Raw genomic sequence first — 26758 nt, forward strand, 5'->3', positions numbered from 1 at the left:
CGTTGAACGGTGAAGTGAAACTCCATGAGCCACGTCGTTGGCGAGGATGCCGCATGGAGTTTCAGTTGCGAAAGAGTGGAGGACGGCTCGCATATCGTCTCGTGGCGCGGTGGAGCAGATGCGGGCGCACGCGAGGCGTGCTCGGTCAGCGAATCAGACAAGCAACAGCCCTGCGGCGTACGCCGCAGGGCTTACTCCACTGTTTACGCAACCCGGTCCCTCGCACGGCCCAGGAGGAACGGCTCGAGCCGGCGGTAGAAGGCGAGGCTGAGGCTGGTGGAGAGCAGCCCCTTGAACAGGTTGAAGGGCGTTGACAGCGTGAGCGCTCCGGCCCAGGCAGCGGCGCCCTTCATCCCCCACAGCGGGTAGATGAACAGGGCGTTGGCCGGGATGAGGATGGCGGTCATGATCACCGTGCCGATGGCGGCGGAGAGGAAGGTCCAGCCCCAGTGCCGCAGTCCGGCCCGCTCGAACATCTGCTGCGAGGCGCCGGCGCCGATCACGAGCGCCGCACCCGCCACGAAGTTGGCCAGGGCGCCGATCCAGCCCGAGGAACCCTTGCCCGAGAGGAAGAAGAGCCCCGCCTTGATGCCCTGAATCGCCACGCCCGCGCCCGGGCCCAGCGTGTAGGTGGCCACCACCGCCGGCACGTCGCCGGGGTCGTACTTGAGGAACTCCGCAAACGGGGGAATGTAGACCTCGCCGAAGAACATCAGCAGGAAGGCCATGGCGCCCAGCATCGCAATCATGACGAGACGGTGGAGTCGTTCGTTCCGCATCGAAATCCCACTCCTTCTTGATCTGCGCCTGGAGAGCCACAACCCGTCCCGTCCGGGAAAAGACAAACACCCCGGGCCTTCCGGGGTGCGGGTTGCGGGCACAGCAAGAAAGAGCCTCCCTGCGCGCAGGGCTGCCTCTCTCGCCTTCTCCCATCCGGACTGTACCGTCGGCCCCGGATTCTCACCGGAGTCTGCGCAGAACGCCACCAGGTGGTGGCGACGCGCTCGCGGCGCTCGTCTCCCCGCTCAGGGAGCATCACCGCCGGTCGGGAATTGGCGGCATCACCGCCTCACCCTGCCCTGAAGGCGCTTCTTTGCCTGCCATGATACCACGGTAACGAGCCCGATGCAATATGCGGGAGGACCATGAATGCATTGCTGTTGGACCGGAAATTCAAGTACGTTTGACTCATGGAAGATTGGCCGGGCGGCGCTCAGTAGGAGGGCCGCCCAAAGCACCGCGGGCGGATACACAACACGACAGGCAGGCTGCTCGAACACCCAGGGGGGATAGACAACACGACAGGCAGGCAGCCCTCAGCGCCAGGGGAGATGCACAACACGACAGGCAGGCTGCCCGCAGCGCCCGGGGGAGATGCACAACACGGCAGGCAGGCTGCCCGCAGCGCCCGGGGGAGATGCACAACACGGCAGGCGGGCTGACCGCTACTCCCGCCGTGCATGCCCAACTAGACAGGCGGAGGCGGCCGGTGGGGACCGCTGGATGACCGCCCGCCGGCATCCCCCGGGGATCTGAGGGGTCGCCACGGATGGCCGACCTCATGCCCCTGTGCTGCGGCGTGTCGCACCCCACGCCGTTCACCCGCAGAACAGTCAACTATACTAGTTATTAATATTGCCCACAATCCGTCCGGCAGGCTATACTGGTGCCACGGAGGTGAGCGGGCCGTGCAGATCATCAAGCGGCTCTGGCCCCTGTACCGCCCTGGTCTGCCGCTGGTCCTGTTCAGCTTGGTCCAGATCGGGCTGGTCTCCCTGCTCAACACCGCCCAGCCGCAGATCATCCGGTTCGTCACCGACCGCGTCCTCGAGGCCGGCCAGTGGCAGTGGCTGGTGCCCGGAGCTCTCGCCGTCATCGGCGTGGCGCTGGTGCAGGGCGCGATGCGGTTCGGCCAGCGCTACTCCATGGAGGCGGTCTCCACCCGCGTCGTGGCCACGATGCGGTCGCAGCTGTACAGCCATCTGCAGCGGCTCTCCTTCGCCTTCTACGACCGGGCCCAGACCGGTGAGCTCATGTCCCGGGTCACCGCGGACGTCGACGCCGTGCGGATGGCGGCGGGCATGGCCCTGGTCAACGGGCTGACCCACCTCGGCACCATCCTCTCCGTCGTGGTTGCCATGTTCCTCATGGACTGGCGGCTGGCCGTCGTCTCGCTGCTGTTTCTCCCCCTGCTGGTCCACGCCATCGCCCGGTTTCAGCGGGGCTCCCGCGAGGCGTGGGGCGAGGTCCAGGCGGACCTGGCCCACCTCTCGGCCACGCTCCAGGAGAACATCGCCGGCGTGCGGGTGGTGAAGGCCTTCGCCCGGGAGGAGGACGAGGCCGCCCGGTTCCAGGCGGCCAACAGCGCATTCCAGGCGGCAAACCTGCGGGCGATCCGGCTGAACGCCTTCTGGACCAACTACATGAACTTCCTCACCGCCGTCGGAGCGGTGGCCGTGCTCTGGTACGGCGGCCGCCGGGCGATGACCGGGGCGATCTCGATGGGTACGCTCGTCGCCTTCAACGCGTACGTCGCGCAGCTGACCGGCCCGGTGCGCATGCTGGGCATGGCCATCTCCCACTTCACCCGGGCGGCGGCGGGGCTGAAGCGGATCTACGCCCTGCTGGACACCCCGGTGGAGATCGCCGACCACCCCGGCGCCGCGGACCTGGGACCTGCCCGAGTCACCGGCCGCGTCACCTTCGAGGGTGTATCCTTCCACTACCCCGGCGGTGAGACGGTGCTCGAGGACATCAACCTCGACGTCGCCCCCGGCACGCGGGTGGCGGTGCTGGGCCTCACCGGCTCCGGCAAGTCGACGCTGCTCCACCTGATCCCCCGGTTTTACGAGCCCACGGCGGGGCGGGTCTGCATCGACGGCGTGGACGTGCGGGACGTCACCCTCGCCTCCCTGCGGCGGCAGATCGCCATCGTGCCGCAGGAGACCTTCCTCTTCTCCGCTACGCTGCGGGAGAACATCGCCTACGGCCGTCCCGACGCCACGCCCGAAGAAGTCGAAGCGGCGGCCCGGGCGGCGCAGATCCACGACTTCATCCAGTCCCTGCCCCAGGGCTACGAGACCGTGGTCGGCGAGCGGGGAGTGGGGCTCTCCGGCGGCCAGAAGCAGCGCATCGCCATCGCCCGGGCGCTGCTGACCGACGCGCCCATCCTCCTCCTGGACGAGTCGACCTCGGCGGTGGACGTGGCCACCGAGCGGCTGATCCAGCAGGCCCTGGACCGGCTGATGACCGGCCGGACCACCTTCATCATCGCCTCCCGCCTCTCCACGGTCATGAAGGCCGACCTGGTGCTGGTCTTGCAGGACGGCCGCATCGCCGCACGGGGCACCCACGACGAGCTCATCCGCCAGGACGGGCTCTACCGGCGCATCTACGACCTGCAGCTGAGGCCCGCCGAGGAGGTGGTCTAGGTGGCGATGCGCGGCGGTCCCGGCGCCTTCCGGCTGGACGACTACAACGTGAAGCTGAGCGAGGTGGACCCCCGGGTCTACCGGCTCCTGCGCGACCTCATCCGCCCCTACCTGGGCCGGCTCGGCCTGGGCGTGGCGATGATGGTCGTCACCGCGGTCACCGGCCTGGTGGGGCCCTACCTCACCCAGGTGGCCATCGACCGGTTCATCGCCGGCGGCGACCCCGCCGGGCTCGACCTCGTCGCCCTAGCCTTCCTGGCCACCGCCCTGCTCAACTGGTGGTCCAGCTACGGGCAGACCTACATCGTCTCCTTCGTGGGCCAGTCCATCATCTACGACCTGCGCGACCGGATGTTCCGCCACCTGCAGCGGCTCTCCTTCCGCTTCTTCGACTCCATGGCCACCGGCCGCATCATGTCCCGCCTGATCTCCGACGTGGACGCCGTCAACCAGCTGGTCTCCTCGGGCCTGGTGACGCTCTTTGCCGACTCGCTGGTCCTCATCACCATCATGGGCACGATGCTCTGGATGAACTGGCGGCTGGCCCTGGTCTCCTTCATCACCATCCCGACGCTGCTGCTGGTGCTGCGCGGCTTCCGGGGCTGGATGCGCGACGCCTTCATGACCATGCGCCGCCGTGCGGCCGACCTGAACGCCCACCTGGCGGAGGCCATCGCCGGGATCCGGGTCACGCAGGCCTACAGCCGGGAGGCCCGCAACCAGGCGGAGTTCGACGGGATCAACGAGCGGTTCCGCCAGGCGAACATGCGGGCCGTGCAGGTGTGGGCGACCCTGATGCCCGCCATCGAGGTGGTGTCGGCCTTCGGCGTGACGCTGGTGCTCTGGTACGGCGGCGTGCTGCTGCGGGGCGGGACGGCCGACGTCACCGTGGGCCAGGTGGCCGCCTTCATCCTCTACCTGAACCGCTTCTTCATGCCCATCCGGGACCTGTCGCAGGTCTTCAACGTCTTCCAGGCCGCGGTCGTCTCTGCGGAGCGGGTGGCCGAGCTGCTGAACCAGCAGCCGGAGATCGCGGACCGGCCCGACGCCCGTCCGCTGCCGCGGGTCAGGGGCGCCGTGGAGTTCCGGGACGTGGTCTTCGGCTACGAGCCGGGCCAGGCCGTGCTGCACGGCGTCAACCTGCGGGCGGAACCAGGCGAGACCGTAGCCCTGGTGGGGCCGACCGGCGCGGGGAAGTCGTCGATCATCAACCTGCTGGCCCGCTTCTATGAGCCCTGGGAGGGGCAGGTGCTGGTGGACGGGGTGGACCTCAGCGCCGTGACGCAGCGGTCCTGGCGGTCGCAGCTGGGCATCGTGCTGCAGGACACCTTCCTCTTCTCCGGTACGATCCGGGAGAACATCCGCTACGGCCGGCCGGACGCCACCGACGCCGAGGTGGAGGCCGCCGCCCGGGCGGTGGGGGCGCACGACTTCATCGTCCGGCTGGAGCAGGGGTACGAGACGGAGGTGCAGGAGCGGGGGGCCAAGCTCTCCGTGGGCCAGCGGCAGCTGATCGCCTTCGCCCGGGCGCTCTGCGCCGACCCGGCGGTGCTGATCCTGGACGAGGCCACGTCCAACATCGACACCTACACCGAGTCGGTGCTCCAGGAGGCCCTGCGCACGCTGCTGCACGGGCGGACGGCGTTCGTGATCGCCCACCGGCTCTCCACCATCCGGCAGGCGGACCGGATCTATTACATCGAAGACGGCCAGGTGGTGGAGGAGGGCCGGCACGAGGAGCTGCTGGCCCTGGGCGGCCGGTATGCGCAGCTCTACCGGGGGCAGTGGGCGGGGGAGGAGTAGGAGTAGGGCACCTCACGCGGAGTCGTGTGGTCGGTGCGGCTTGACAGGGGCTGGGTTCGGGGGAGGGCCTTGAAGCTGATCTTCGGAAGCGATGGGGGAGCCGTAGGGTTCGGCAGTGTCATGGAGCCCCGCCGCGCAGGCGGGGCTCTTTGCCGTGGTGGACGGGTATGCCCACACGCGTAAGAGAGGCGTCGGGGAGTGGTTCACGTGGCGAGACACCGGGGGCCGCGAGGATTGCCAAGTGATAGGAACATGAAAAGGGACCCGACGAGTACCGGGTCCCCTTTCCTCTGTCGATATGTTCGCCTTACCGAATGGCAGTCAACGCTGCGTACAGGCTGGAACTGAGTGACGTCTCCGACGGCAACGGGCGCAGTGTTCTCAAAGCCTCCTCGTCCCCCGTCCGGGTGTAGAGGGCATGCAGCCAAAGGGCGGCGTCGGCGGCGGTCTGTTCATCTTCCAGAGCTGCAGCCAACCTTTCCTGTGCTGCTGGCAGGTCACCGGACACTAAGTACGCCTTGCCCACGGCCAGGTTGAGGCGGCTCGTCCAGGTCAGCGCAGGGTAGGCATAAAATGTGCTCTTCTGCCGCTCGAGGGATGGTGCCCCCCGCTCTTCCACGGCTTGCCCGAGAGCGACTAGGTCGTTTGCAATGGTAACTGCTTCGCTGGTCTGCCCCTTCTCAAGAAAACCTGTCATCTTGGCAACCATCAGCTGGGCGACCCGTTCGTAGTGGTTGATCGACATCGGGCGCAGCTGCAGAGCTTGCTGGGCCGCGGCAAGGGCAGCTTCAGAGTCGCCTTGCTCCTCGAAGAGGTCAGAGACGAACCGCCAGAGCTCCTCGTTTCGCGGGTCGAGGTCGAGGGCGCGGCGGATATTCTCAGGGGTGGGGATCATGGTACGGAACTGGCTGTTGAGGGGATCGAGCTGAATCGCTCTGGTACCGGCCCTGAGGGCGGTGTCGTTGTCGCCAAGGAGGACGGCCGTTGCTGCTCTATCGTAGGCGCGCGCGGCCGTCAACAGGCTGCTCGAAAGCAGAAGCACCGCTGTGGACACGACGAGCAGGGCCGGGAAAACGACAGGCCGTTCCACCTTGAGAGGTCTGGGTTCGGGATCGGGCTGAGAGGCTCCGAGCAGCGCCCAGAGGAGCAGCCAGAGCATGTAGTACGACAGATCGATGTCGATGGCGGCATGTACGGCCAGCGTCAGGGCTACCGCCGCCATGGCCCAGCGGAGCGGATCCGCCTTCCGGTGGCGGAACGAGGTATACGTGGACAGGGCGACGGGAGCCAACATGAGGAGCAGACCTGGCACCCCGGCCTCGACGAGCATCAGGGCGTAATGGCTGTGCGGATCGCGGGCGACGTAGTGCACCGTCTGCACCTGCTGGTAGGTGCGCAGCCACGCCCCGCCGCCGTGGCCCCACGGGCGCCGGGCCGTAAGCTTCAGGGCATCCCGCAGGTATTCGAACCGCGCGTTTTGTGTCAGGTCAGAGGCGTCCAGTTGCGTGATGCGGCCGAACACCCTGGGAAGGGCACCGTCCAGCGTCCGTGCTGCAGCCAGTCCGCCGATGGCCAGGACGGCAACCAGAGCTGCAAGGGCAATCACCCTCGCCTGCCGCGGCAACCGCTCGACCACTTCCAGTCCCCAGGTGGCAAGGGCGCCGACCGCACCCGCAGCCGCAGCCCAGAGCAGCACAGCGGCCCAGTTGTCCGCCGGGGCGGCCTTGAGGATCGGGTAGAAAGCCACGCCGGCCGGGAGGGCAACCGCACTGATGAGATGGAGGAGCGAGGGGACCAGGTGCTCGCGCGATAACCCAACCCAGAGCAGAAGCACGGCTATGGGTGCGACGAGGATGCCGCCCCGGGAGAGGGTGAAGAGGAACGTGGCCGCGATGATCCCGGAGACGGCGGCCAGCGACAGCTTTTCGGCCCGCGGTCTGGACTGGATGAGCGCGGCGTTCTGAAGCACGATGGTTGCCACGAAGAAGGCGGCTGCGGTGTTCGGGTACTGGAACAGGGTGTAGATGCGGGACCGCTGAGGCTCGATGCCGAGCAGGTTGCCCAGGGCAGGGTACTCCATGAAGAAGCCAGAGTACTCCAGGAGACCGGCGATGGCCACCAGCAACGCCGAGGCGCTCAGGATCCGGACGATCCAGACACGGGTGACAGGGCTGCTCTCCTGCCGCAGCATGAGATGGACCAGGTAGGCACTGATCGTCATCAGCAGCAGGTCGATCGTGCCCCGGAGGTAGATGGACCAGAGCGCAACCAGGATGACCCAGCCGCTCAGCGCCAGCAGCGTACGATCAGCCCACCCGTCGAAGAGGGGGGTGGCGATGCGCTCCTTGCGCCTCCCGTATAGCCAAACGCCGAACGAGAGGGAGAGCACCGACGTCGCGGCGAGCGTGGGGATGGGGAAGAAGTAGCCGTGGAACAGCGGACCAGCCGCAATCGTGATCAGCACTAGGGCCAGGCCCAGCCGGCGGATCGTGAGACTGTTCGTCATGGCGTCCTCCAACGTGGGGCTAATTCGTTACCCAGATACATTTGACGCCATGACTTATGAGACCTGTTGCGAGAAGCAGAATGTCGCCCGTCGACTTCGTCCAGCGTCATCCGACAGGACTTGGTGTCCGCGCCGCACTTGCATTCGGTCGGTGATCTCAGTACATTGAGGATGGTCTAGTAGTCGCCTGGATTATTCAGCCATAGCAAGGGTGTTGACAGCGTGCGGAGACATGGGCGAGCGATGCTGATGATCCTGTTTGACCAGGTTGTCTCCGTCGGTGCCGTCTTCCTGGCGCTGCTCGTCAGGTATGCCTTCGAGGGACGGGCGGTGCCCGACGGGGTGGTGCAGGCGTACCTGTGGTCGCTGCCCTTTATCATCCCGGCCAGGGTGGCGGTTTTTTCAGCCTGCGGGCTGTACAGGCAGGTGTGGTCTCAGGCCAGCCTTCCCGAGTTGGGGCAGATCATGGCCGCCACGACGGGCGACGCCGTGCTGGCGGCCATCGTGATTTACGGCCTGGTCCAGCACTGGATCTACCCGGGACCGTTCATGCCCCGGAGCATCCTGATCATCGCGTGGATGCTGAACACGGCCTGTATTGGCGGTTCGCGGCTGGTTCTGCGCCTGCGGCGCGAGTGGCTGCTTACCCGCAAATCGGCTGCAGGCATGCAGCATCCTACCCTGGTCTTCGGTGCTGGCGACGCAGGTGCCTTGATCTGTCGCGAGATCAAGCGCCATGGCGAGTCCGGCTACCGGGTGGTCGGCTTCCTGGATGATGATCCTGCCAAGCAGGGCATGCGGGTGGCCGGTGTGCCGGTTCTGGGGTCGCGGAAGGACCTCGGGCGCATCGTGAAGCAGCACAAGATCACGCACCTGATTATCGCTATGCCGAGTGCCAAGGGAAGGGCGGTGCGGGAGATCTCCAGCCTCGCACTCGACCTGGGGGTTCACGTCAAGGTGTTACCCGGTCTGTACGAACTGGTGGAGGGCAGGGTCTCGGTCTCGCAGATCCGGGATGTGCAGATCGAGGATCTGCTGGGCCGCGAGGAGGTCTCAGTGGACCTCGAGGCCATCGCTGCCTACCTCTCCGGCGAGACCGTGCTGGTAACGGGCGCCGGTGGCTCCATCGGGTCGGAGCTGTGCCGGCAGATCGCCCAGTTTGGTCCGCGCAGACTTGTGTTGCTGGGCCATGGAGAGAACAGCATCTACGATATCCACCTGGAACTGCGGGAGAAGTACCCCGATTTGGACCTGGTTCCCGTCATCGCCGATGTCAAGGACAAGGCCCGCATCGATACAGTGTTCGACGAGTTCCGGCCTGGCGTCGTGTTCCACGCTGCGGCACACAAGCACGTGCCGCTGATGGAGATGAACCCGACCGAGGCCATCAAGAACAACGTGTTCGGCACGCTGAACGTTGCCCAGGCCGCCGACCGCGTGGGCGTGGGCCGCTTCGTCATGCTCTCCTCCGACAAGGCGGTGAACCCAACGAGCGTGATGGGCGCGACCAAGCGCGCCGCCGAACTGGTGATCCAGTGGCTGAACCGGCAGAGCAAGACGGTCTTCGTGGCTGTCCGCTTCGGCAACGTGCTCGGAAGCCGCGGCAGCGTGGTGCCGCTCTTCCAGCGGCAGATCGCTGCCGGCGGGCCGGTGACGGTGACAGACCCGCGAATGGTCCGCTACTTCATGACGATCCCCGAGGCGGTTCAGTTGGTTATCCAGGCTGGGGCCATGGGCACTGGCGGCGAGGTGTTCGTGCTTGACATGGGAGAGCCGGTGAAGATCGTCGACCTGGCGCGAGACCTGATCCGGCTCTCGGGGTACGAGCCCGATGTGGACATCCCGATCGTCTTCACCGGCGCGAGGCCGGGGGAGAAACTGTATGAGGAACTGTTGACCACGGAAGAAGGGACCCGGGCGACGAGTCACGAGCGCATTTTCATCGCACCGGATTCATCAAGTGACGTGTCAATCGACGGTCTGCTAGCGGACCTGTGGTGCGATGTAGACACGGGTTGTGTAGAGAATGACAGGCTGGTGAGCTTGGTAAACTCGTACAACCGGGAACGGCGGCATGCTCCCCTTCGAGGTTAGGGCCCGAGTCCTTCGTTCGTATTTTCGGTGGATTGGCAGACGCGTAGGTGACCGGCATGCCTCCGTACCGGTTCAGCTTTGCTCTCAGCTAAGGAGTGTGCACATGCAAGGCATCAGGATCAGTGATGTGGCCAGAGCTATTGGGTGTATGGATTCGGGACAAACACAGGAGTTTTCGGTCGTTTTGGACGGTGTGATGTTTCCCATTTTTGTCCGACGGCATCCTGGCAGTAAGTGGGTCGTGTTTGGTCAAGGAGCCGTTGATCGGAATCGATCCCAACTGCCAGTGTTCCAACGGAAAACCTGGGTGGAGGATATATGCGCATCTTGCGTGATCGTCTCTGACCCGACCCTGGCACTCGACCCCACAATGAGGCTTGGTTGGTTTCAAGGGGACGGTACGCGATTCTACCTTGCCGAGTTGGCCTCGGTCGTGGCCGAAGTGACTGGTTTTCCGATGAACGAACGTGCTGACGATCTGTGTTTTTACGGTTCGTCTGCCGGAGGGTTCACTTCCCTCTTCCTTGCTCGGTACTTCCCAGGTTCGTGCGTTATTGTAAACAATCCCCAGACCGACGTCCTTGAGTACCATGAAGGACCGGTTAACAAGCTCTTGCGGGTCTGTTATCCCGGATTGTCCCGAGAACAGGTTCGGGTTCGCTTCCAGGATCGGCTCAGTGTACGCCATCACTACTTACGAGATCAATGTGTCCATTACTTCCAAAACGTGGCGGATACCTTCCACTATGAGGTTCACTATCGCCCCTTTGTCCAGGGGTACCCGCAGGGGACGGTCAAACGAGGACCGTTGACGGGACCTGCCCCCAGGGGCTCCATGGTTTGCTACGAGTACAACGAACCAACTCAAGGGCACAATCCCCTGGATCGCAGATGCACTACGGTCCTAATCAACTCCATTCTGCAAGACCAACCGATTAGTTTGGACCTACTCCCGTTCGTCCACAGCGACTGAGCCCAGGTGCTTAACAATGCTAGGCCCCATCATGCAATCGCTGGTCATGCCGGGAGAGCCCACGGTTGAATGCCCGCCATTCGGTTCCGAGCATTCGGAGCACTATGTAGGTCGAAGGAGTCTACTTTGGAGGCGTTTGGCGAGCGTTTCATTCTTGACTAGGGGCCGATGAGGGCAACATGGGGTCGTGGAGTCCATCCGGATTGTGGGGCTGGGAGAAATCCGCTGTATGCTGCCCTAAACTTACTGCACGGGGAGGCCCTGCATTGCGCTTCTTTTCAATTTCAAAGGTTTTTGCCAGGAATGAGGGGTCACCGGCCTTCTCCGATATTCGACGCACGTTGCTGGAGTGGCCTCGTTGGCTTACCCTAGGCTGGTATGATTTTCGGACACAAAATAGCCGAACCATTCTGGGGCCCTTCTGGAACACGGTATCGACAGCATTATGGGTGTTAGGCCTAGTGCTCGTCTTCCGGCCGCACATGCTGGCTGCCGATTCAGCCTATCCAGTATATGTGGCTGGCGGGATAGTAGTCTGGAACCTGTTATCGTCTGCCCTTTCGGGTGGTTCCAAGGTGTTTGTGAGTAGAGCGGGAGTCATTAGAAACATCAACGCACCGATGATGAGTCACATCCTGCACTATGTCATGCTTCTGAACTGCAGGGCCATATTTCAGCTGCCGGTGGTCGCTGTAGCGTTCATGCTCCAGAATGAGCCCAACTTCGCAGTGGCATGGATGGCCGTGCCGGGATACGCGCTCGTGGTCTTGGCGGTCATACCCCTCACCTTGATCACTGCGATTACGGGGGCACGTTTCCGTGATCTGTCGAATCTAATTTCATCTACGATGCGTTTTCTGTTCTTCATGTCCCCTGTGTTCTGGCAGCCGAATGGGAGCAACTGGAGGACATCACTCGCCCTCGTTAACCCCCTAACCTATTTTCTTGAGGTCGTTCGGTCCCCTCTTCTCGGTGTATACCCGTCGGGCTTGTCCTGGCTCGTGGTCCTGTCAGTTGCAGCAGTGGCGTGGCTGGTTGGAATTGGAGCGCTCAATCGCTTTAGAAACGACATCGTATTCTGGCTCTAGATGGGTTGCTGTGCACTCTTATGAGGGGGTCTGGCTGTGATTTCACTGCGGAATGTGACACTGCAGTTTCCGGTCTACGCCAAGAAGCGCGGCGCGACCGGGCGACCAGGCCGGGCCAGCGTCGGTGGTGAGATCTCGCACTGTGGGACTGGAGGAACTCGAGTAATTGCTCTCGATGGCATTACAATTGATATCCCGTCTGGCGCTAGAGTGGCCGTGATAGGGCACAACGGCGCCGGCAAGAGCTCACTTCTTAGACTCATTGCCGGAATATACCAGCCCTCTTCGGGGGACTGCAGAGTCGACGGCAAGGTGTCAACGCTGTTCTCGACGTCGCTGGGCATGAACCAGGATGCTACTGGGTACGAGAACATCTACAGGGCTGGGCTGATGCTTGGCCTACGTCACGACGAGATAGTCCGTGTACTACCAGAGATCATAGAACTATGTGATTTAGGGAGCTTCATCGACATGCCCTTCCGTACGTACTCGTCAGGGATGCGAATGCGCCTCGGCTTTGCCATAGCCACCAGCATGGAGCCAGACATCCTGCTGATTGACGAGGTGTTCGGTGCGGGTGACCGAAGCTTTATGGAAAAGGCCAAAGAGCGATTCTCCAACATGATGTCCAAGGCTCGAACGGTGGTGATGGTCTCGCACTCGGAATCTCTGGCCAAGCGGTTCTGTGACAGGGGTCTGTGGCTTGAGAAAGGCAGGCTGCGGATGTACGGTGACCTTGATGAAGTATTGAACGCCTACAGGGAGCACATGAGGAGATAACAGCTGGTACGCGGAGACGTGAACGAGGAGGGGGCATTTTTGTGCTTGACGTGCGGTTAAAGTTCACTACGCTAGCCAGCAATGAGGCAGATCTGGCCAAGGAGTACTGGCGAGGGCCACATGTGCACCCTACGGATTTTAGGGAAGGCGTTCCGACGTTCTACTCCGAGATGATCGCACAGGTGATTTTCCAACTCCAAGCGACATCGATCTTCGAGTTTGGCTGTAACGCTGGTCGCAACCTGGTCACGATCAGACGACTTCATCAACTGAATGAGAAGCCGGTTCCTCGCCTGGCTGGGTGCGATATCAACCCACATGCTGTGGAGTACGGGCGGACCAAATGGGGACTCGATATCCAGGTTGGTGACGAGACGCTCCTAGAGGAAATTCCTCGGGACAGCTTTGATGTCAGTATTACGGTATCGGTACTCGACCATCTACCGGATTTCACAGGGACGCTCGGGGGACTTGTTCGTGTTACCAAGAAACACCTTGTTTTGCTTGAGCCTCACTCGACTGCAGGTAGCGGAAAGGTGGCAGAGATAAAGAGCAGCGTCAACACTGTGGGCGGTGACGGGTGGATACCGTCCACACCGTTCACGTATATTCACAACTATGACCGTGCATTCCTGCACCATCCGCTTAGGCAGCTAGTTGATATGTCACTTCCAACGCACCTAAACAAAGTAGGACCGCTGTATCGCCTCCGGGTGATGGAAAAGGTAGACCGCCCTGCTTGGCCCGACCGGGTCATAGAGATGCTGCTGGACCGGACTCCAGGGTCGATGGAGGTAGGACCTTACGGTTCTTGGATCCAGTGGTTACAAGCGTGCAGGGAACGCGCTTTGCCAATACGCCTCATCCTTGGCCCGGAAGACCTGATGAAACCCAGCGAGATAGAGGACTCTGACCTGATCCTCTCAACGGTCAGAATGGCTGAGATTTTGGAGATGAATGGCCTCTGCCATGATCGTGCCACCCTGGTATCAGACGGATACGTCTACTTGCTGGGTCCGAGAGGCCGTTCTGCTCCCCCTGGTTGGCAGGCTGCAGCCCATACCGAGCTTCTACTTAGCGCAAGGTGGCTTCGCATTGTCGATCGCGTTCTTCAGAGCTCTGTCATCCGGTTACTTCAGATGGAAAACGCGAAGCGAGGCCTGGAGCAAGCGAACGAACGGCTTAGGGGACCCAAAGCAAGAGAAGGTCAGCAAGGAGCGGCCAGGTTGCACGCACACTTTGATCAGGGGAACGCAGATCACAGGGATGTAGCGATTCCAGATCTAGTTCCGTCTCAGGTGACTGGAGAGCGTCGAGAGCTTGAAGCTCGTGTTGCAGAGGCTGAGGCTCGTGTTGCAGAGGCTGAGGCTCGTGTTGCAGAGGCTGAGGCTCGTGTTGCAGAGGCTGAGGCTTGTGCCGCAGAGGCTGAAGCGAATCGTCGTAAGGCTGAAGTGGAACTTGACCAGTACAAGACGTGGGCGCAACACACAATTGCTGACCTGCAGATCAAACACAGCGCTAGTCTCCGGACGGTAAGCCGGTTGCGCAATAGTGTCACCTACCGAGTCGGTCGTGCCATGGTTGAGGCAGCCTGCCCATCACGGAACACCTTGTTGCTTCCGGTCCGCCTGGTAAGGATTGCACTCCAGCACTACAGGGATACCCGCCGCAGGGCGTCGGCCCCCTCCGCCTCACCGACTAGTTCCAAGGCACAGAAGCACCTGGTCGTCGACTCGGATACGGGTGATGTGCGAAAGCGTGCGCAAGAGTTAGTCCGACAAGGGCGGCTGACAGACGCCTTTGAGTTGCTTGAGAGGTCGACGCGGCTTACCGAAAAACAGACGAGACAGTTCGACATGCTTCAGGACAAGTTAAGGCTACTGCGTGGTGAGGTGCAGTTCTCCGCAGGTCAACATCATCCCCCGTTGGAAGGCTACACGGGGCGACCGCGGACTGCGCTATACGTGCTTCACAACTCGTTGCCATATAATTCTGGAGGCTATGCAACGCGTGCCCATGGCATTCTCACAGGACTCACCGCCACCGAATGGGATGTCACTGCAGTCACCCGATTGGGGTACCCAAGTGATCGTGTCCATGCAGCTCTCCCGCCTGTCGGTAGAGTCATCGACGGCGCGAAATATACCTACCTGGATGACCCGGATCTCAACCTCAAGACACTATCGCTTACGGAGTATATCAGTCAGTTTAGCTCAAGACTCGAGGAAGTCGCACGCAGCGTTCGACCGGTCGTACTCCATGCGGCCTCGTTCTTCCACAACGGAATTGCAGCAAATCTTGTTGGGCAACGCCTGGGCATTCCCTCGATCTACGAGATCCGTGGCATGCACTACTTGACTCGGTCTTCTCATGATCCTGGGTGGAAGGACTCTGACGAAAGCCGCCTCTATCGCAAACTCGAGTTACAGGCTGCTCAGGACGCGGACTTGGTGCTCACCTTGACGGGGGCCTTGCGCGAGTTGATCGCGAATTGGGGGGTCCCTAGGGATAAGATCTATGTCTTTCCAAATGGTGTAGACACCCAGCGCTTTGCTCCCACGCCACCAGACCGTGAGCTTCAAGCGCGTCTGGGGTTGGAAGGCAAGGTTGTTATCGGTTATGTGGGGTCGTTCGTCTTCTATGAGGGACTTGACTACCTCCTAGAGGCCGCTGCTATCCTGAAAACCAGGCGTGATGACTTCAAGCTGCTCTTGGTCGGCGATGGTGAACATTTCGACCAGATCGCCGCCTTGGTGCGCCAACTCGGTCTGGAGGGACTCACGGTCCTGACAGGTCGAGTGCCGCACGAAGAAGTCGTACGGTACCATTCGCTTGTGGATATCGCCCCATTCCCGCGCAAGGGCCTACTAGTGTGCGAGACTGTGTCGCCAATCAAACCGTTGGAAGCAATGGCTATGGGGAAGGCGGTCGTTGCCTCCAGCGTAGCTGCGCTCTGCGAGATGGTGCACGACTCAACCACGGGGCTGGTTCATGAGAAGGACAAGGTAGAGCACTTGGCAGCGGTTCTTGAGCAGTTGATCCGAGACCCTGGGCTCAGGAAGGCTCTGGGGGTGCGGGCCAGAGATTGGGTGGTTCAGCATCGGGATTGGCGCGTCCTTACCAGGGAACTTGCCAGAACGTACGAACGACTCACCGAGGGCAGTATTGCACACCGGAGGTAGTGAGTTCACTCTCTATAATCCGGAACGTCCAGTGCCCTATCGCTCCAAGGGTCGTGCAAGTGGATCACCCGGTAGTTAGTCTTTCCCGAACTCTCCCATGAACCTGATTAGGCTACCATCATCAGGAAGAGTAGGCTCCCCTGCCTAACCCCTCACGTAGAGGAAAGGCAGGGGAGCGCTGCCTTCTGACTAGTGCTCTAGACCATCACCAATTGCTGACCACACCCGAGTATTTTGACCTGAAAGCCAGCTGCACACCAATTATCCAAAGAGACTACCCCGCGTGCATCAACGAGCAAAGGCCTGGACACCAACTCTCGCACCCAGTTCGGGTCCAGAGATGCATACACCGCATGATCAGTGAGAAGAAGCAGGGCTTCTGCGCCGCGGAGCATGTCCTCCAGAGGCAGATTGTAGCGGGCAATAAAGGGATCGTGGACTTTAACCTCGATTCCTTCTGACTCGAGCAACTGGGCGATTTCCAGGGAAGGGCTTTCGCGATCATCACCGACATCTGCCTTGTATGACGCCCCAAGGATAGCCACTCGCTGTACTGGTTGGTTGCCTTCCAGCTCATGCAGCAGCTTCACGACATGTAGCGGCATGCGCCGGTTGATTCGACGAGCAGTTTGAATCAGGTCCGTCAGCGTCGGGGCCGCTTCTACGACAAAATAGGGATCCACCGCAATGCAGTGGCCGCCCACCCCGGGCCCGGGACGCAGAAACTGGACTCTTGGGTGGCGGTTAGCAAGGCTCATTGCTTCCCAGGCGTTTACCTTCAGGTGCTCGCATACCAGAGCAAACTCGTTGGCCAGGGCTATGTTGACGTCGCGATAGGTGTTTTCCATCAACTTCACCAACTCGGCCGTCTTTGCATCGGTAATGCTAATACACCCACGTACGAAAGATCGGTACAAGGCGGCTGCGGCCTCTCCTGCGGCCGGCGTCAGTCCGCCGATAACGCGGTCATTCTGAACCAGTTCCGCGAGCAAATTCCCAGGTAGTACGCGTTCCGGAGCGTGCGCCACTAGCAGTTGGGAGGTGTCAACCCCTTCCTCCCGCAGTGTCCCTACGACGACCTCTTCAGTCGTGCCGGGCGGAACTGTGGACTCCAAAATAACAAGGTTTCCAGGTTGGACGAACGGGGCGATCGCCCTCGTCGCGCTGATTACGTATCCCAGATCAGCCTGGTACGATGCTTCGGGGCGGAAGATGCGTTCGCGAATGTTGTCGTTGCTGTGCTTGAAGGGTGTAGGGACGGCAATAATGAACGCATCAGCTCTACTCGGTTGATCGCAGACCGTCAGACTACCGTCACTGAACACCTTTTGTGCCAGTGCGGCGAGACCTTCCTCGTTAACGATATGAAGCTGACCCTCATGGAGGGAGTTAATGATCGCAGTGTTTACGTCCACACCTACTACGTGATGTCCCGCGTTAGCCAGGAGGCAAGCTGTTGGGAAGCCGATATACCCCATACCCATAATGCAGACTTTCATTGAGATTCCGATACCCCCTACGAGATAGTACATGTACCACAATCAAATGCATGGGTCAAGGAGCATCGCTCTTGCTACGGTGCCTGCCTCGAAAGCTGCTAGCACTTCGTCGCCAGCGGGGCCGAACTCTCAAAGACAGTTCCCGTAGAATCGGTGTACATGACGCACCACACAGCGCGTGTTGGTTCAGCTTGCGAACGGTGTACAACTTACCTCGGGATGAACGCTGACCGAATCAGTTACCTCGTAGCTTATTGTACAACTGAATAAGTTTGCTAGACTCAACTTGCCAGTTGTACTGCTGAACTACGTTTCGGGTATTGGCGGACTTTGTTCCCCAGGGTTCGGGCGTGAGAAGAGTGTTAATCGCCTGTGCAATCTGGCCCGGGTCATGGGGGTCAACCAGGATACCGACATCGAACTCTTCGACCACCCGCCGGATCTCCGGATAGTCGGCCGCCACAACGGGCAGGCCGGCAGCGAAGTACTCGAAGAGCTTGTTGGAGTCGGTGGAGTAGTGGTTGAAGCAGGTGTTCTGCAGTACCTGCACACCAATCCGCGCGGCACGGGTATACCCGAGTAGGTCCTTCAGGGGAACACGGCCGGTGAACCGCACACGGTCCGTCACCCCCAGCTCGACCGCCAGTTGCTGCACCTTGCCCATCAGGTTGCCGTCGCCGACGACGACGAAGCAGCCGCTCCGCCACATGGGGATGCTCTGCAGCACTTGCTCGATGCCGCGGCCTGCCTGCACCCCGCCCTGGTAGATGATGATGGGCTGGTCGGCGGGAATCCGCAGCTCGGTATGGAGATCGCGGGCCGGAACAGCGGCGAGGTTGAGATCGATCACGTTGCCCACCACCAATGGCCTGACCCCGTACTTGGCGGTCATGAACTCCGCGCGCGTCCGGGTGGTCGCGATCACCGCATCGGCAAACGGGATGGTCACCCTCTCGATCAGGTGCACGTACCACACGTCATGACCGACGCGACCGGTTGCAGCTTCGTGCGAGTCGTAGACCAGGGGCCTCCAGCGCAGGAGCTTCGCCAGCACGGCGGCCGGCATGGTGTTGAGGTCATGAGCGTGATAAAAGTCCGCCCGCAGGCGGACGGCGGTGAGGGCCATGCGCCAGAGGATCCCAGCGCGCCGCAGAAAACGCAGTACCCGCCGGAGGCTGCTCTCGCTGGCCGGCGGAAACTCAGTGCGCCCTTGTTGAAGTTCGCCTGGACGGCCTGCGCTGCGGCCCCGGACAACCGGCTTCAGCCCTGACCAGACCCGCTTCAGCGCGCGGAACACGATCCCCTGCCGTTCAATGCGGATGACCTCTAGACCGTCCACCCACTCGTGCTGCGGGAGGACCGTCGGCCCGGTCCCGGCCAGCGCGAGGATGGTGACATGATAACCGGCAGATGCCAGGGCCGTCCCCTCACGGTGGACCCTGGCATCATTCGTGAAGGGGTTGAGGAGAAACATCACAATCTTGGGTTTGATAAGCCATTCCTCCACGCGACCTGCGGACAGGCGTCGGTGAAGCGACAACGCCGTTCTCTTCGGTACCGAAGACTTACAATACGACTTTGAACGGTTGATTCCTGTTGGTCGGGCACAAGGTTATGGCCATTTGTCGGTTCTTCTGGGAAGAAGACCACTGCAACCGTTCCATGGTGCAGTAGAGGATTCGCCTTGAAAAGCGCCAACCTATATCATACACACATATTAGCGCCGCGATGGCTCCCAAGGCGCCTGGGGGTGGCCGATTATCTACATCTGGTGGATCAACCAATACGCGGTCACGCCCGACCTTCCCGGAGGTACACGCCACTACGACCTTGGCGTGGAACTGGGGCGCATGGGCCACCGCGTCTATATCTTCGCGTCCGATCTGAACCTGGCCCTTCGCCGCCGCACCAGGCTCCGCCCGGGGGAGTTGTACAGCGTTGAGCAACGGGATGGAGCGGCGTTCGTCTGGGTCGGGTCGGCCGAGTACCGGAGGAACGACTGGCGGCGGGCCTGGAACATGCTCTCGTTCGCCTGGAACCTCCTGCGCACGGCATCGTCGATGCGGCGTGAAGGCCCGCCGGACGTGATCATCGGCTCCTCGCCCCATCCCTTCGCTGCGCTCGCAGCTGCGTACCTGGCCCGAAAACTCGGCTCGCGGTTCGTGCTCGAGGTGCGGGACCTGTGGCCTCAGGCGCTGGTCGACATGGGAGGGCTCCGGGAGTCGCATCCAGGAGTGAAGCTCCTGCGCTTCATCGAGCGCCGACTCTACGCCCGGGCCGAGCGCATCGTCGTGCTGGCCGCCGGTGCGGAGCGCTATCTGACGGAACGGGGGGTGGATCCCGAGCGGATCGTGTACGTGCCCAACGGGGTGCACCTGGACAACTTCCGCGTCTCGCCTGATCGAAGGCAGAGCCGTGCTCGCTTCGGGTTCGACTGCTTTACGATCGTCTACGCAGGAGCCCACGGCCCCGCGAACGCACTGGAGACGATCGTCAAGGCGGCGCAGATGGTCTCGGACCTGCCAGTGAAGTTTGTACTGGTGGGTGACGGACCCGCCAAGGATTCCCTCGTCGAGTTGGCCCGGAGCCTTGCCGTCAGGAACGTACAGTTCCTGGATCCCGTTCCCAAGAGCGAGATGGCGGACCTGCTTTCGGCCGCAGACGCCGCGGTCATTACCCTCAGGAACGCCCAGGCGTTCTCGTACGCGGTAAGCCCGAACAAGCTCTTCGATTACATGGCAGCGGGCCGACCCATTCTGTGTGCCGTACCCGGAGAGGTCGCACAGCTTGTCCGGACCGCCGGGGCGGGGATACCTGTGGAGCCCGAGAACGAGGCTCAGCTGGCGGATGCCGTGCGCCAGTTGGTCGCCCTCCCGCAAACCGAGCGGGAGCAGATGGGGCACAGGGGCAGAGCGTACCTGGAAGCGCACTTTGACCGGAGGGCTCTGGCCGGGCGGCTGGCCGAGGCCCTGGCCTCCATCTGGACGTAAGCAGTGAAATCGAGGCTGGTGGTAAGGTGACTCAGCGGGTGGCCGAAAGGCCGCGCATCTATCTCTCGCCGCCTCATCTGACGGGATCGGAGGCGCAATATGTCCAGGAGGCATTCGCGACCAACTGGGTCGCGCCGCTGGGACCCCACGTAGAGGCGTTTGAGCGCGAGTTCGCCTCCACGGTGGGGAGTCCGTATGCCCTGGCGGTCAGCTCCGGCACTGCCGGACTTCACCTGGCGCTGATCGAGGCCGGCGTTGGCCCGGGCGACGAGGTGCTGGTCTCCACCCTGACCTTCGCAGCCAGCGTGAACCCGATCTGCTACCTCGGGGCGCGCCCGGTGTTCATTGACAGCGAGCGCACCTCCTGGAACATGGACCCAGCGCTGCTTGAAGAAGAGCTTGAAAGGCGCGCACGGGTCGGCCGCCTGCCCAAGGCGGTGGTCCTTGTCCATCTCTATGGGCAGAGCGCTGATATCGACCCGATCGCGGCTGCGTGTGCGCGCTACGAGGTGCCCCTGATCGAGGACGCCGCTGAGGCGCTCGGGGCCACCTACAAAGGGCGGGCCCCCGGCACCTTCGGTCTCGCCGGGGTCTACTCGTTCAACGGCAACAAGATCATTACCACCTCCGGCGGCGGGATGCTGGTCTCCGCTGACGAGGCCCTGGTGCAGCATGCCCGCAAGCTGGCCACCCAGGCGCGCGATCCGGCGCCGCACTACGAGCACTCCGAGATCGGCTACAACTACCGGATGAGCAACGTCCTGGCCGGCATCGGGCGAGCCCAGCTGCAGGTGCTGAACGATCGGGTGAGCGCCCGCCGGCGGAACTTCGACCTGTACCGACGGGCGCTGGGAGACCTGGCGGGGCTCTCGTTCCAGGAGGAGGCTCCCTGGGGTCTGCATACGCGCTGGCTGACCTGCGTGCTGATCGACCCCGAGGAGTTCGGAGCGGACCGCGAGGCCCTCCGGTTGGCGCTGCAGGCGGAGAACATCGAGTCACGTCCGGTGTGGAAGCCGATGCACCTGCAGCCGGTCTTCCGGGACTACCCCTGCGTCGGCGGCCAGGTTGCCGAGGACCTCTTCCGCCGAGGGCTCTGCCTGCCCTCGGGTTCGAGCCTCACCGAGGCCGACCTCGACCGGGTGGTGGATGTGGTCCGGCGCTGCGCGGGGAGATGAGCGATGAGACGAGTTGCCAAACGGATGCTGGATCTCCTCCTCGCCGTCCCGGGGTTCATCCTCCTCATGCCGGTGATGATCACCGTGGCCCTCGTGGTAGCCATCCATCTGGGCAGGCCCGTCATATTCGCCCAGGTTCGGCCAGGCTATCGGGGCAAGCCATTTCGCATGTACAAGTTCCGGACGATGCTGGATGCGCGGGATCCCAGCGGCGCCCTTCTCCCCGACGAGCACCGGCTCACGCCGCTCGGGCGGTTCCTGCGCAGCACGAGCCTCGACGAACTGCCCGAACTCTGGAACGTCATCCGGGGTGACATGAGCCTCGTCGGGCCCCGTCCGCTGCTGATGGAGTACCTGGACCTCTACACCCCGGAGCAGGCGCGCAGGCATGAGGTTCCCCCCGGCATCACGGGATGGGCGCAGGTGAACGGCCGCAATGCGCTCTCCTGGGAGGAGAAGTTCGCGCTGGACGTCTGGTACGTGGACAACTGGTCGCTCTGGCTGGACATCAAGATTTTGTGGAGAACGGTGGCTGCGGTGCTGCTCCGGCGCGGTGTGAGCGCGGAAGGGCACGTGACGATGCCGCCCTTTACCGGCACCAGAAAGCAGGAGAACGCATGAGCCCACAGATCGGACCGAGGTGAGATCGTTGCAGGATCTGGTGATTTTTGGCGCCGGGGGGCACGCGCGCGAGCTGCACCAACTGGTGGAGGACGTCAACCGCTGCGAGCCCACCTGGAACTTCCTGGGCTTCCTGGACGGGAACCCTGCGCTGCACGGAACCCACGTTCACGGCTTTCCCGTGCTTGGTGACCTGGGCTGGCTCCAGGGACGACCCGAGGTTGCACTGGTCATCGGCGTGGGCAACCCCGGGGCCCGCAAGCGCATCGCCGAGGAGGCGAGCGCAATGGGCCACCGGGACTTCGCCACGCTCATCCACCCCTCGGCTCAGGTGGGCACGCGCGTCTCGGTGGGAGCCGGGACGGTGATCTGCGCCGGCGTGGTGGTGACGACGGACGTGCAGATCGGGCGCTTCGTCATCCTCAACGTGGGCAGCACGGTCAGCCACGATTCGGTGCTTGAGGACTATGCCACGCTGGCCCCCGGGACGCACATCCCGGGCAGCGTGAGGGTCTGTGAGGGAGCGGACCTGGGTACGGCGATGACTGTCCTCCCCGGACGGACCATCGGACCGTGGGCCGTGGTCGGCGCCGGCGCGGTCGTGACCGAAGACGTGCCGGCCGCCGTGACCGTCGCCGGTGTTCCTGCGCGGATCCTCTCCGGGCGGAGCACACCGCGGCCGTAAACGGGGGTTGGGTTGCCAAGGGAATGTTGCGCCAGCTGGTGAGTTGGGGACGGGAATGAAAGGCGACTGGCGAAGCCGGACTCCGGCTTCACCAGTCGCTTTCCCTGTTGCTCATGCGACCCAAAGAAATCACCCGCCCGACCCAAAGAAATCACCCGCCGGCAGGAGCGTCAGCCCCCCTGTCAGACCCGTTACCCGCCATCCCCTCCTCCGGCCCACCGACCAGCGGCTCGTCCGGGCGCCGGTTCACCAGCATCCGCTGCACCCAGACCGAGGCGAACATCATCATCAGCCCCGTGACCACAAACACCGCCCGGGGGCCGAAGGCGTCGGCGACCCAGCCGCCCAGCGACGGACCCACGACAGACCCCAAGTTATTCGCACTCGTATTGATCCCATACGCCCGCCCCCGGAAACTCGGATGCACAACCTCCGCCAGCGCCGCGTTCACCGACGGCTGCACGGCGGCGGTGGCGATGCCGAAGACGAACCGCAGCAGCATCAGCCAGCCCACGGTCTGGACCAGCGACTGCGGCAGGAGCAGGATCCCGGCCGCCATCAGGCCCAGCGAGAGCAGCTTGGCGAAGCCCATGCGGTCGCCCAGGCGGGCCCAGCGGGGGGCGGTGAGCACCGTCGCGAGGGCAGGCAGGGCGAAGACGAAGCCCACGAGGAAGTCCGCCGCGTCCCCCTCGCCGAAGACTAGGTGCGTGAAGGCGGTGATCCACCCCTCCCGGACCAGGGTGGGGATGAAGTTCGAGAGGATCGGCTGCAGCGACTGCAGCGCGGCCTGGATCAGCAGGGCCGAGATCATGAGGGCCAGCAGCCCCCGGTTGGTGACGGCCAGCTTGATGTCCGAAACCACGCTGGTGCGCGCCTTGCTCGCACCGATGATCTTCTCCTTCACCAGGAACGCGGCCAGCAGGATGGCGACGAAGACCAGCACCGCGGCCACCCGCATCGTCCAGCGGATGCCCATCAGCTCCGCCAGCGTGCCGCCCAGCAGGGGCCCCAGGATGGTGCCGGTGGCCATGCCCGTCTGCAGGATCGCCAGGTAGCGGCCCACGCGGTCCTCGGGGGTGTTGGTGGCCACCAGGGCGACGGCGGAGGGGATGTAGCCCGAGAAGGCCCCGTTGAGCAGCCGCAGCCAGAAGAGCTGCACGTGGTTGGTCACCAGGCTCATCAGGAAATAGACGATGCTGATCGAGATGCCGGCGCGGACCAGCATCGGCTTGCGCCCGTACCGGTCCGCCAGGTTGCCCCAGATGGGGGCCATGATGGAGCTGGAGAGGAAGGTGACCGCGAAGATCACGCCGGACCAGGTGTAGAGGTTCTCCGCAACACCCAGCTCGGCGATGAACCGGGGCAGGAACGGCATCACCAGGGAGAAGCTGCAGGCCGTGAGGAAGTTGCCGACCCAGAGCACGTACAGGTTTTTCGCCGCCTGATCCATGTGGATTAGTTCGCCTCCCCGAATAGTGACTGGATTAGCCACCGGGAGACGAACTCCTGCCGTCGCCTGTCCATCATCTACGGTTCGCCCCCCGCATACGTTGCTCAGGAGGGGGGACGAGCATGAGCCGGAGGGAGTCGCTGCTGAAGGGGGCCGCAGCCCTGGCGCTGGCCGGGCTGATCATCAAGGTCGGCAACCTCCTGGTCCGGCTTCCCCTCACGCGCATGATCGGATCCGAGGGGCTGGGCATCTACCAGATGGCCCTGCCGGCGTACAACGCCGTGCTCCACCTCGCGGTGGGCGGCGTGCCGGTGGCCGTGCAGAACCTGGTGGCCGAGTACAGCGAGCGGGGCCGGCGGGACGTGGTCCGGGAGGTGCTGCGCCTCGCCCTCACCTACGGCCTGCTGGCCGGCGGGGCGGCCGCCTGCATCCTGCTCGTCGGCGCGCCGTTCCTGGCCCGGGCCCTGGGCGACCCCCGTTCGTACTGGCCGCTGGCGGCGCTGGCGCCGGCCGTCATCCTCAACGGCCTGGACTCGGTCTTCCGCCACTACCTGCAGGGGCAGAAGCAGATGACCCCCAGCGCGGTGGCTTCCGTCCTGGAGCAGGGGACCAAGATCGCCGTCACCATGGCCGCCGCCGCCCTCCTCATGCCGATGGGGCTCGAGTACGCCGCCGCCGGAGCGGCCCTGGGGATCACCGGCGGGGCGCTGGCATCGGTGCTCTTCATGCTCTGGCGGCTCAGCCGGGAGCGGGCGCTGGAGGAGGGGGCGGAGCGGTTCTCGACCACGCGGGCGAACCTGCGCCGGACCCCAGCGTCGGGCAGGCGCCCGACCGGCTGGCCGACGGAGCCTGCAGAACGCGCACTACCCCGGGGGCTGGGCTGGCGGATGCTGCGCCTCGCCTGGCCCGTCACCCTCGGGTCGGTGACGATGCCGCTGCTCAACGTCCTGGACGTCTCCATCGTCCAGCGGGGCTTTCTCCGGGCCGGCTACCCGCCCGCCGAGGCCACGGCGCTCTACGGCGCCTACGCCGGGATCGCCGTGCAGGTGGTCTGGTTCCCCTTCGTGCTCACCAACGCCGTCGCCAACGCCACGGTGCCCACGCTCACCGCCGCCCAGGCCCGGGGCGACCTGGAGGGCGTCCGGCAGCGGGTGCTGATCGGCCTGCGCACGGCCGGCCTCATCTGCCTGCCGGTGGCCATCGGCGCGATGGTGCTGGCGACGCCGATCGTGCTGCTCTTCGGCGAGCCGCTGGCGGCCGACCCGCTCCGCCACCTGGGTCCGGTGGCGCTGCTCGGGCCGCTGACCTGGATGACCGTCGCCCAGCTGCAGGCGCTGGGCGAGACCGGAGCCCCGATGCGGAACCTCACCGTGGCGATGGGGGTGAAGCTGGCGCTGGACGGGCTGCTCGCCCCGATCCGGGGGCTGGACGTCAACGGTGTGGCCATGGCCTCGACAGCGATGTTCATGGTCGCCCTCTGGCTCAACGCCCGGGACCTCGGGCGCCTGCTGGAGGAGCCCGTGCCCTGGGGCCGCATCCTGGTGGGGCCGCTGGTGGCCTCGCTGGTGATGGGCTTCGGCCTCGCCGGGTTGACCGTTTCCCTGTGGGGGTCGGCGGGGCGGCTGGAAGCCCTCGCCATGGCCCTGGTGGTGGCGCCGGTGCTCTACGGCGGGACGCTGATCGCCACCCGGTCCATCACCCGCACCGAGCTGCTGGCGATGGCCGGCCCCTTCGCCCCGCGGCTGGAGCGGTGGCTGGCCATCGTGTGGCCCTTCAGCTAGCGCGCAAGGACCACCTGGCCTCCACCAGGTGGTCCGCGCTTACATCGCTTCGGTCTTGGGTGGCTCGCTGGCGGTCCGGGGAGCCTCGCCCTTGAGCTCGCCGTAGAGCCGTTCCAGCGCCCGCAGCATGATGGCCGTCTCGTCGGGAGACCAGATCTTCGCGATCTCGGCCATCTCCTTGGCCAGCGCGTTCTTGATCTCCCACACCTTCATGCCCTTCTCGGTGAGCCGGATGTTCACGACCCGCCGGTCCTCGGTGCTGCGCTCCCGCACCAGCCAGCCGTCCCGCTCCAGACGGTCCGCCACCCCGGTGAGGTTGCCCCGTGAGCAGTTCAGCTCGTCGGCCAGGCTGCCGAGCGTGGTGGCCTCGCCGTACATCGCCGCCAGGAGCAGTTGGTACTGCGGCATCGTCAGTCCGTAGTTGCGACTGAGGAACCGGTGGCACCGCTTCTCCACCAGGTCGGCGATGGTTTGAAGCAGAGGCAGAATGTTCTCCGGGGTAAAACGGTCTGCCGGGGCCGAATCGGCCTGCTGTCTCAAGCCCTTCACCAGCCTTTCTCTTTGTCGGTGGCACGGCCTTGGACCTCCTGGCCGCCGGCCGGTCCATCGCACCGCAAAGCAATTATCCCATGCTAGCCAAATAATGTCAATAATGGGAGTACGTGAAACTGGATTTCTTTCCTCATTTCCCGCCGGGCAG

General features: G+C 63.6%; 17 protein-coding genes and 1 riboswitch. Of the genes, 11 read left to right on the forward strand and 6 right to left on the reverse strand.

Features of this window, described 5'->3' with window-relative positions:
- Window positions 1–203 precede the first annotated feature (203 nt).
- Window positions 204–779 carry an ECF transporter S component gene (locus J2Z79_RS06325; RefSeq protein ID WP_209466022.1) on the reverse strand — a complete coding sequence of 192 codons (576 nt, stop codon included), beginning with the start codon at window positions 777–779 and terminating at the stop codon, window positions 204–206.
- Between the two features lie 138 nt (window positions 780–917).
- Window positions 918–1091: riboswitch (FMN riboswitch) on the reverse strand.
- A 597-nt stretch (window positions 1092–1688) separates the two neighbouring features.
- Here J2Z79_RS06325 and J2Z79_RS06330 point away from each other — a divergent pair.
- Together J2Z79_RS06330 and J2Z79_RS06335 are read left to right on the forward strand one after the other, a co-directional pair.
- On the forward strand, window positions 1689–3431 hold the full coding sequence (locus tag J2Z79_RS06330; RefSeq protein ID WP_209466023.1) for an ABC transporter ATP-binding protein: 1743 nt from the start codon (window positions 1689–1691) through the stop codon (window positions 3429–3431).
- A 6-nt stretch (window positions 3432–3437) separates the two neighbouring features.
- A complete protein-coding gene (locus tag J2Z79_RS06335; RefSeq protein WP_245302357.1) occupies window positions 3438–5234 on the forward strand; it encodes an ABC transporter ATP-binding protein in 1797 nt (598 codons plus the stop codon).
- 307 nt (window positions 5235–5541) lie between these two features.
- Here J2Z79_RS06335 and J2Z79_RS06340 read toward each other — a convergent pair whose 3' ends face one another.
- Complete coding sequence (locus J2Z79_RS06340) at window positions 5542–7740, reverse strand: O-antigen ligase family protein (RefSeq protein WP_209466025.1); 2199 nt, start codon at window positions 7738–7740, stop codon at window positions 5542–5544.
- A gap of 243 nt (window positions 7741–7983) precedes the next feature.
- Here J2Z79_RS06340 and J2Z79_RS06345 point away from each other — a divergent pair, with 243 nt between their 5' ends.
- From J2Z79_RS06345 to J2Z79_RS06360, 4 genes are all read left to right on the forward strand, one after another.
- On the forward strand, window positions 7984–9834 hold the full coding sequence (locus J2Z79_RS06345; protein ID WP_209466026.1) for a polysaccharide biosynthesis protein: 1851 nt from the start codon (window positions 7984–7986) through the stop codon (window positions 9832–9834).
- Window positions 9835–10986: 1152 nt separating this feature from the next.
- A complete protein-coding gene (locus tag J2Z79_RS06350) occupies window positions 10987–11895 on the forward strand; it encodes an ABC transporter permease (RefSeq protein ID WP_245302345.1) in 909 nt (302 codons plus the stop codon).
- Between the two features lie 36 nt (window positions 11896–11931).
- Window positions 11932–12675, forward strand: a complete 744-nt coding sequence (locus J2Z79_RS06355; protein ID WP_209466028.1) for an ABC transporter ATP-binding protein — start codon at window positions 11932–11934, stop codon at window positions 12673–12675.
- Between the two features lie 41 nt (window positions 12676–12716).
- Window positions 12717–15857: a glycosyltransferase gene (locus J2Z79_RS06360; protein WP_209466029.1), complete on the forward strand. Its 3141-nt coding sequence runs from the start codon at window positions 12717–12719 to the stop codon at window positions 15855–15857.
- Between the two features lie 197 nt (window positions 15858–16054).
- Here J2Z79_RS06360 and J2Z79_RS06365 read toward each other — a convergent pair whose 3' ends face one another.
- Window positions 16055–17356: a nucleotide sugar dehydrogenase gene (locus J2Z79_RS06365; protein ID WP_209466030.1), complete on the reverse strand. Its 1302-nt coding sequence runs from the start codon at window positions 17354–17356 to the stop codon at window positions 16055–16057.
- A gap of 235 nt (window positions 17357–17591) precedes the next feature.
- On the reverse strand, window positions 17592–18896 hold the full coding sequence (locus tag J2Z79_RS06370) for a glycosyltransferase family 4 protein (RefSeq protein ID WP_209466031.1): 1305 nt from the start codon (window positions 18894–18896) through the stop codon (window positions 17592–17594).
- 235 nt (window positions 18897–19131) lie between these two features.
- Between J2Z79_RS06370 and J2Z79_RS19120 the strand changes: the two genes are divergently transcribed.
- The 4 genes from J2Z79_RS19120 to J2Z79_RS06390 are packed head-to-tail and all read left to right on the forward strand — an operon-like array spanning window position 19132 to window position 22827.
- Window positions 19132–20346, forward strand: a complete 1215-nt coding sequence (locus J2Z79_RS19120; protein ID WP_342589433.1) for a glycosyltransferase family 4 protein — start codon at window positions 19132–19134, stop codon at window positions 20344–20346.
- Between the two features lie 38 nt (window positions 20347–20384).
- On the forward strand, window positions 20385–21521 hold the full coding sequence (locus J2Z79_RS06380) for a DegT/DnrJ/EryC1/StrS family aminotransferase (RefSeq protein WP_209466033.1): 1137 nt from the start codon (window positions 20385–20387) through the stop codon (window positions 21519–21521).
- Window positions 21522–21524: 3 nt separating this feature from the next.
- Complete coding sequence (locus J2Z79_RS06385; protein ID WP_209466034.1) at window positions 21525–22142, forward strand: sugar transferase; 618 nt, start codon at window positions 21525–21527, stop codon at window positions 22140–22142.
- Between the two features lie 28 nt (window positions 22143–22170).
- Entirely contained in the window at window positions 22171–22827 is a 657-nt protein-coding gene (locus J2Z79_RS06390; RefSeq protein ID WP_209466035.1) for an acetyltransferase, read from the forward strand.
- 151 nt (window positions 22828–22978) lie between these two features.
- Here the strand turns inward: J2Z79_RS06390 and J2Z79_RS06395 are convergent, their stop codons facing one another.
- Entirely contained in the window at window positions 22979–24277 is a 1299-nt protein-coding gene (locus tag J2Z79_RS06395; protein ID WP_209466036.1) for an MFS transporter, read from the reverse strand.
- Between the two features lie 122 nt (window positions 24278–24399).
- Here J2Z79_RS06395 and J2Z79_RS06400 point away from each other — a divergent pair, with 122 nt between their 5' ends.
- Window positions 24400–26058: a putative polysaccharide biosynthesis protein gene (locus tag J2Z79_RS06400; RefSeq protein WP_209466037.1), complete on the forward strand. Its 1659-nt coding sequence runs from the start codon at window positions 24400–24402 to the stop codon at window positions 26056–26058.
- A 39-nt stretch (window positions 26059–26097) separates the two neighbouring features.
- Here the strand turns inward: J2Z79_RS06400 and J2Z79_RS06405 are convergent, their stop codons facing one another.
- Window positions 26098–26607 carry a MarR family winged helix-turn-helix transcriptional regulator gene (locus J2Z79_RS06405; RefSeq protein ID WP_209466038.1) on the reverse strand — a complete coding sequence of 170 codons (510 nt, stop codon included), beginning with the start codon at window positions 26605–26607 and terminating at the stop codon, window positions 26098–26100.
- Between the last annotated feature and the right edge of the window lie 151 nt (window positions 26608–26758).

Origin of the sequence: Symbiobacterium terraclitae (assembly GCF_017874315.1) — a bacterium.
Lineage (GTDB): Bacteria > Bacillota > Sulfobacillia > Symbiobacteriales > Symbiobacteriaceae > Symbiobacterium > Symbiobacterium terraclitae.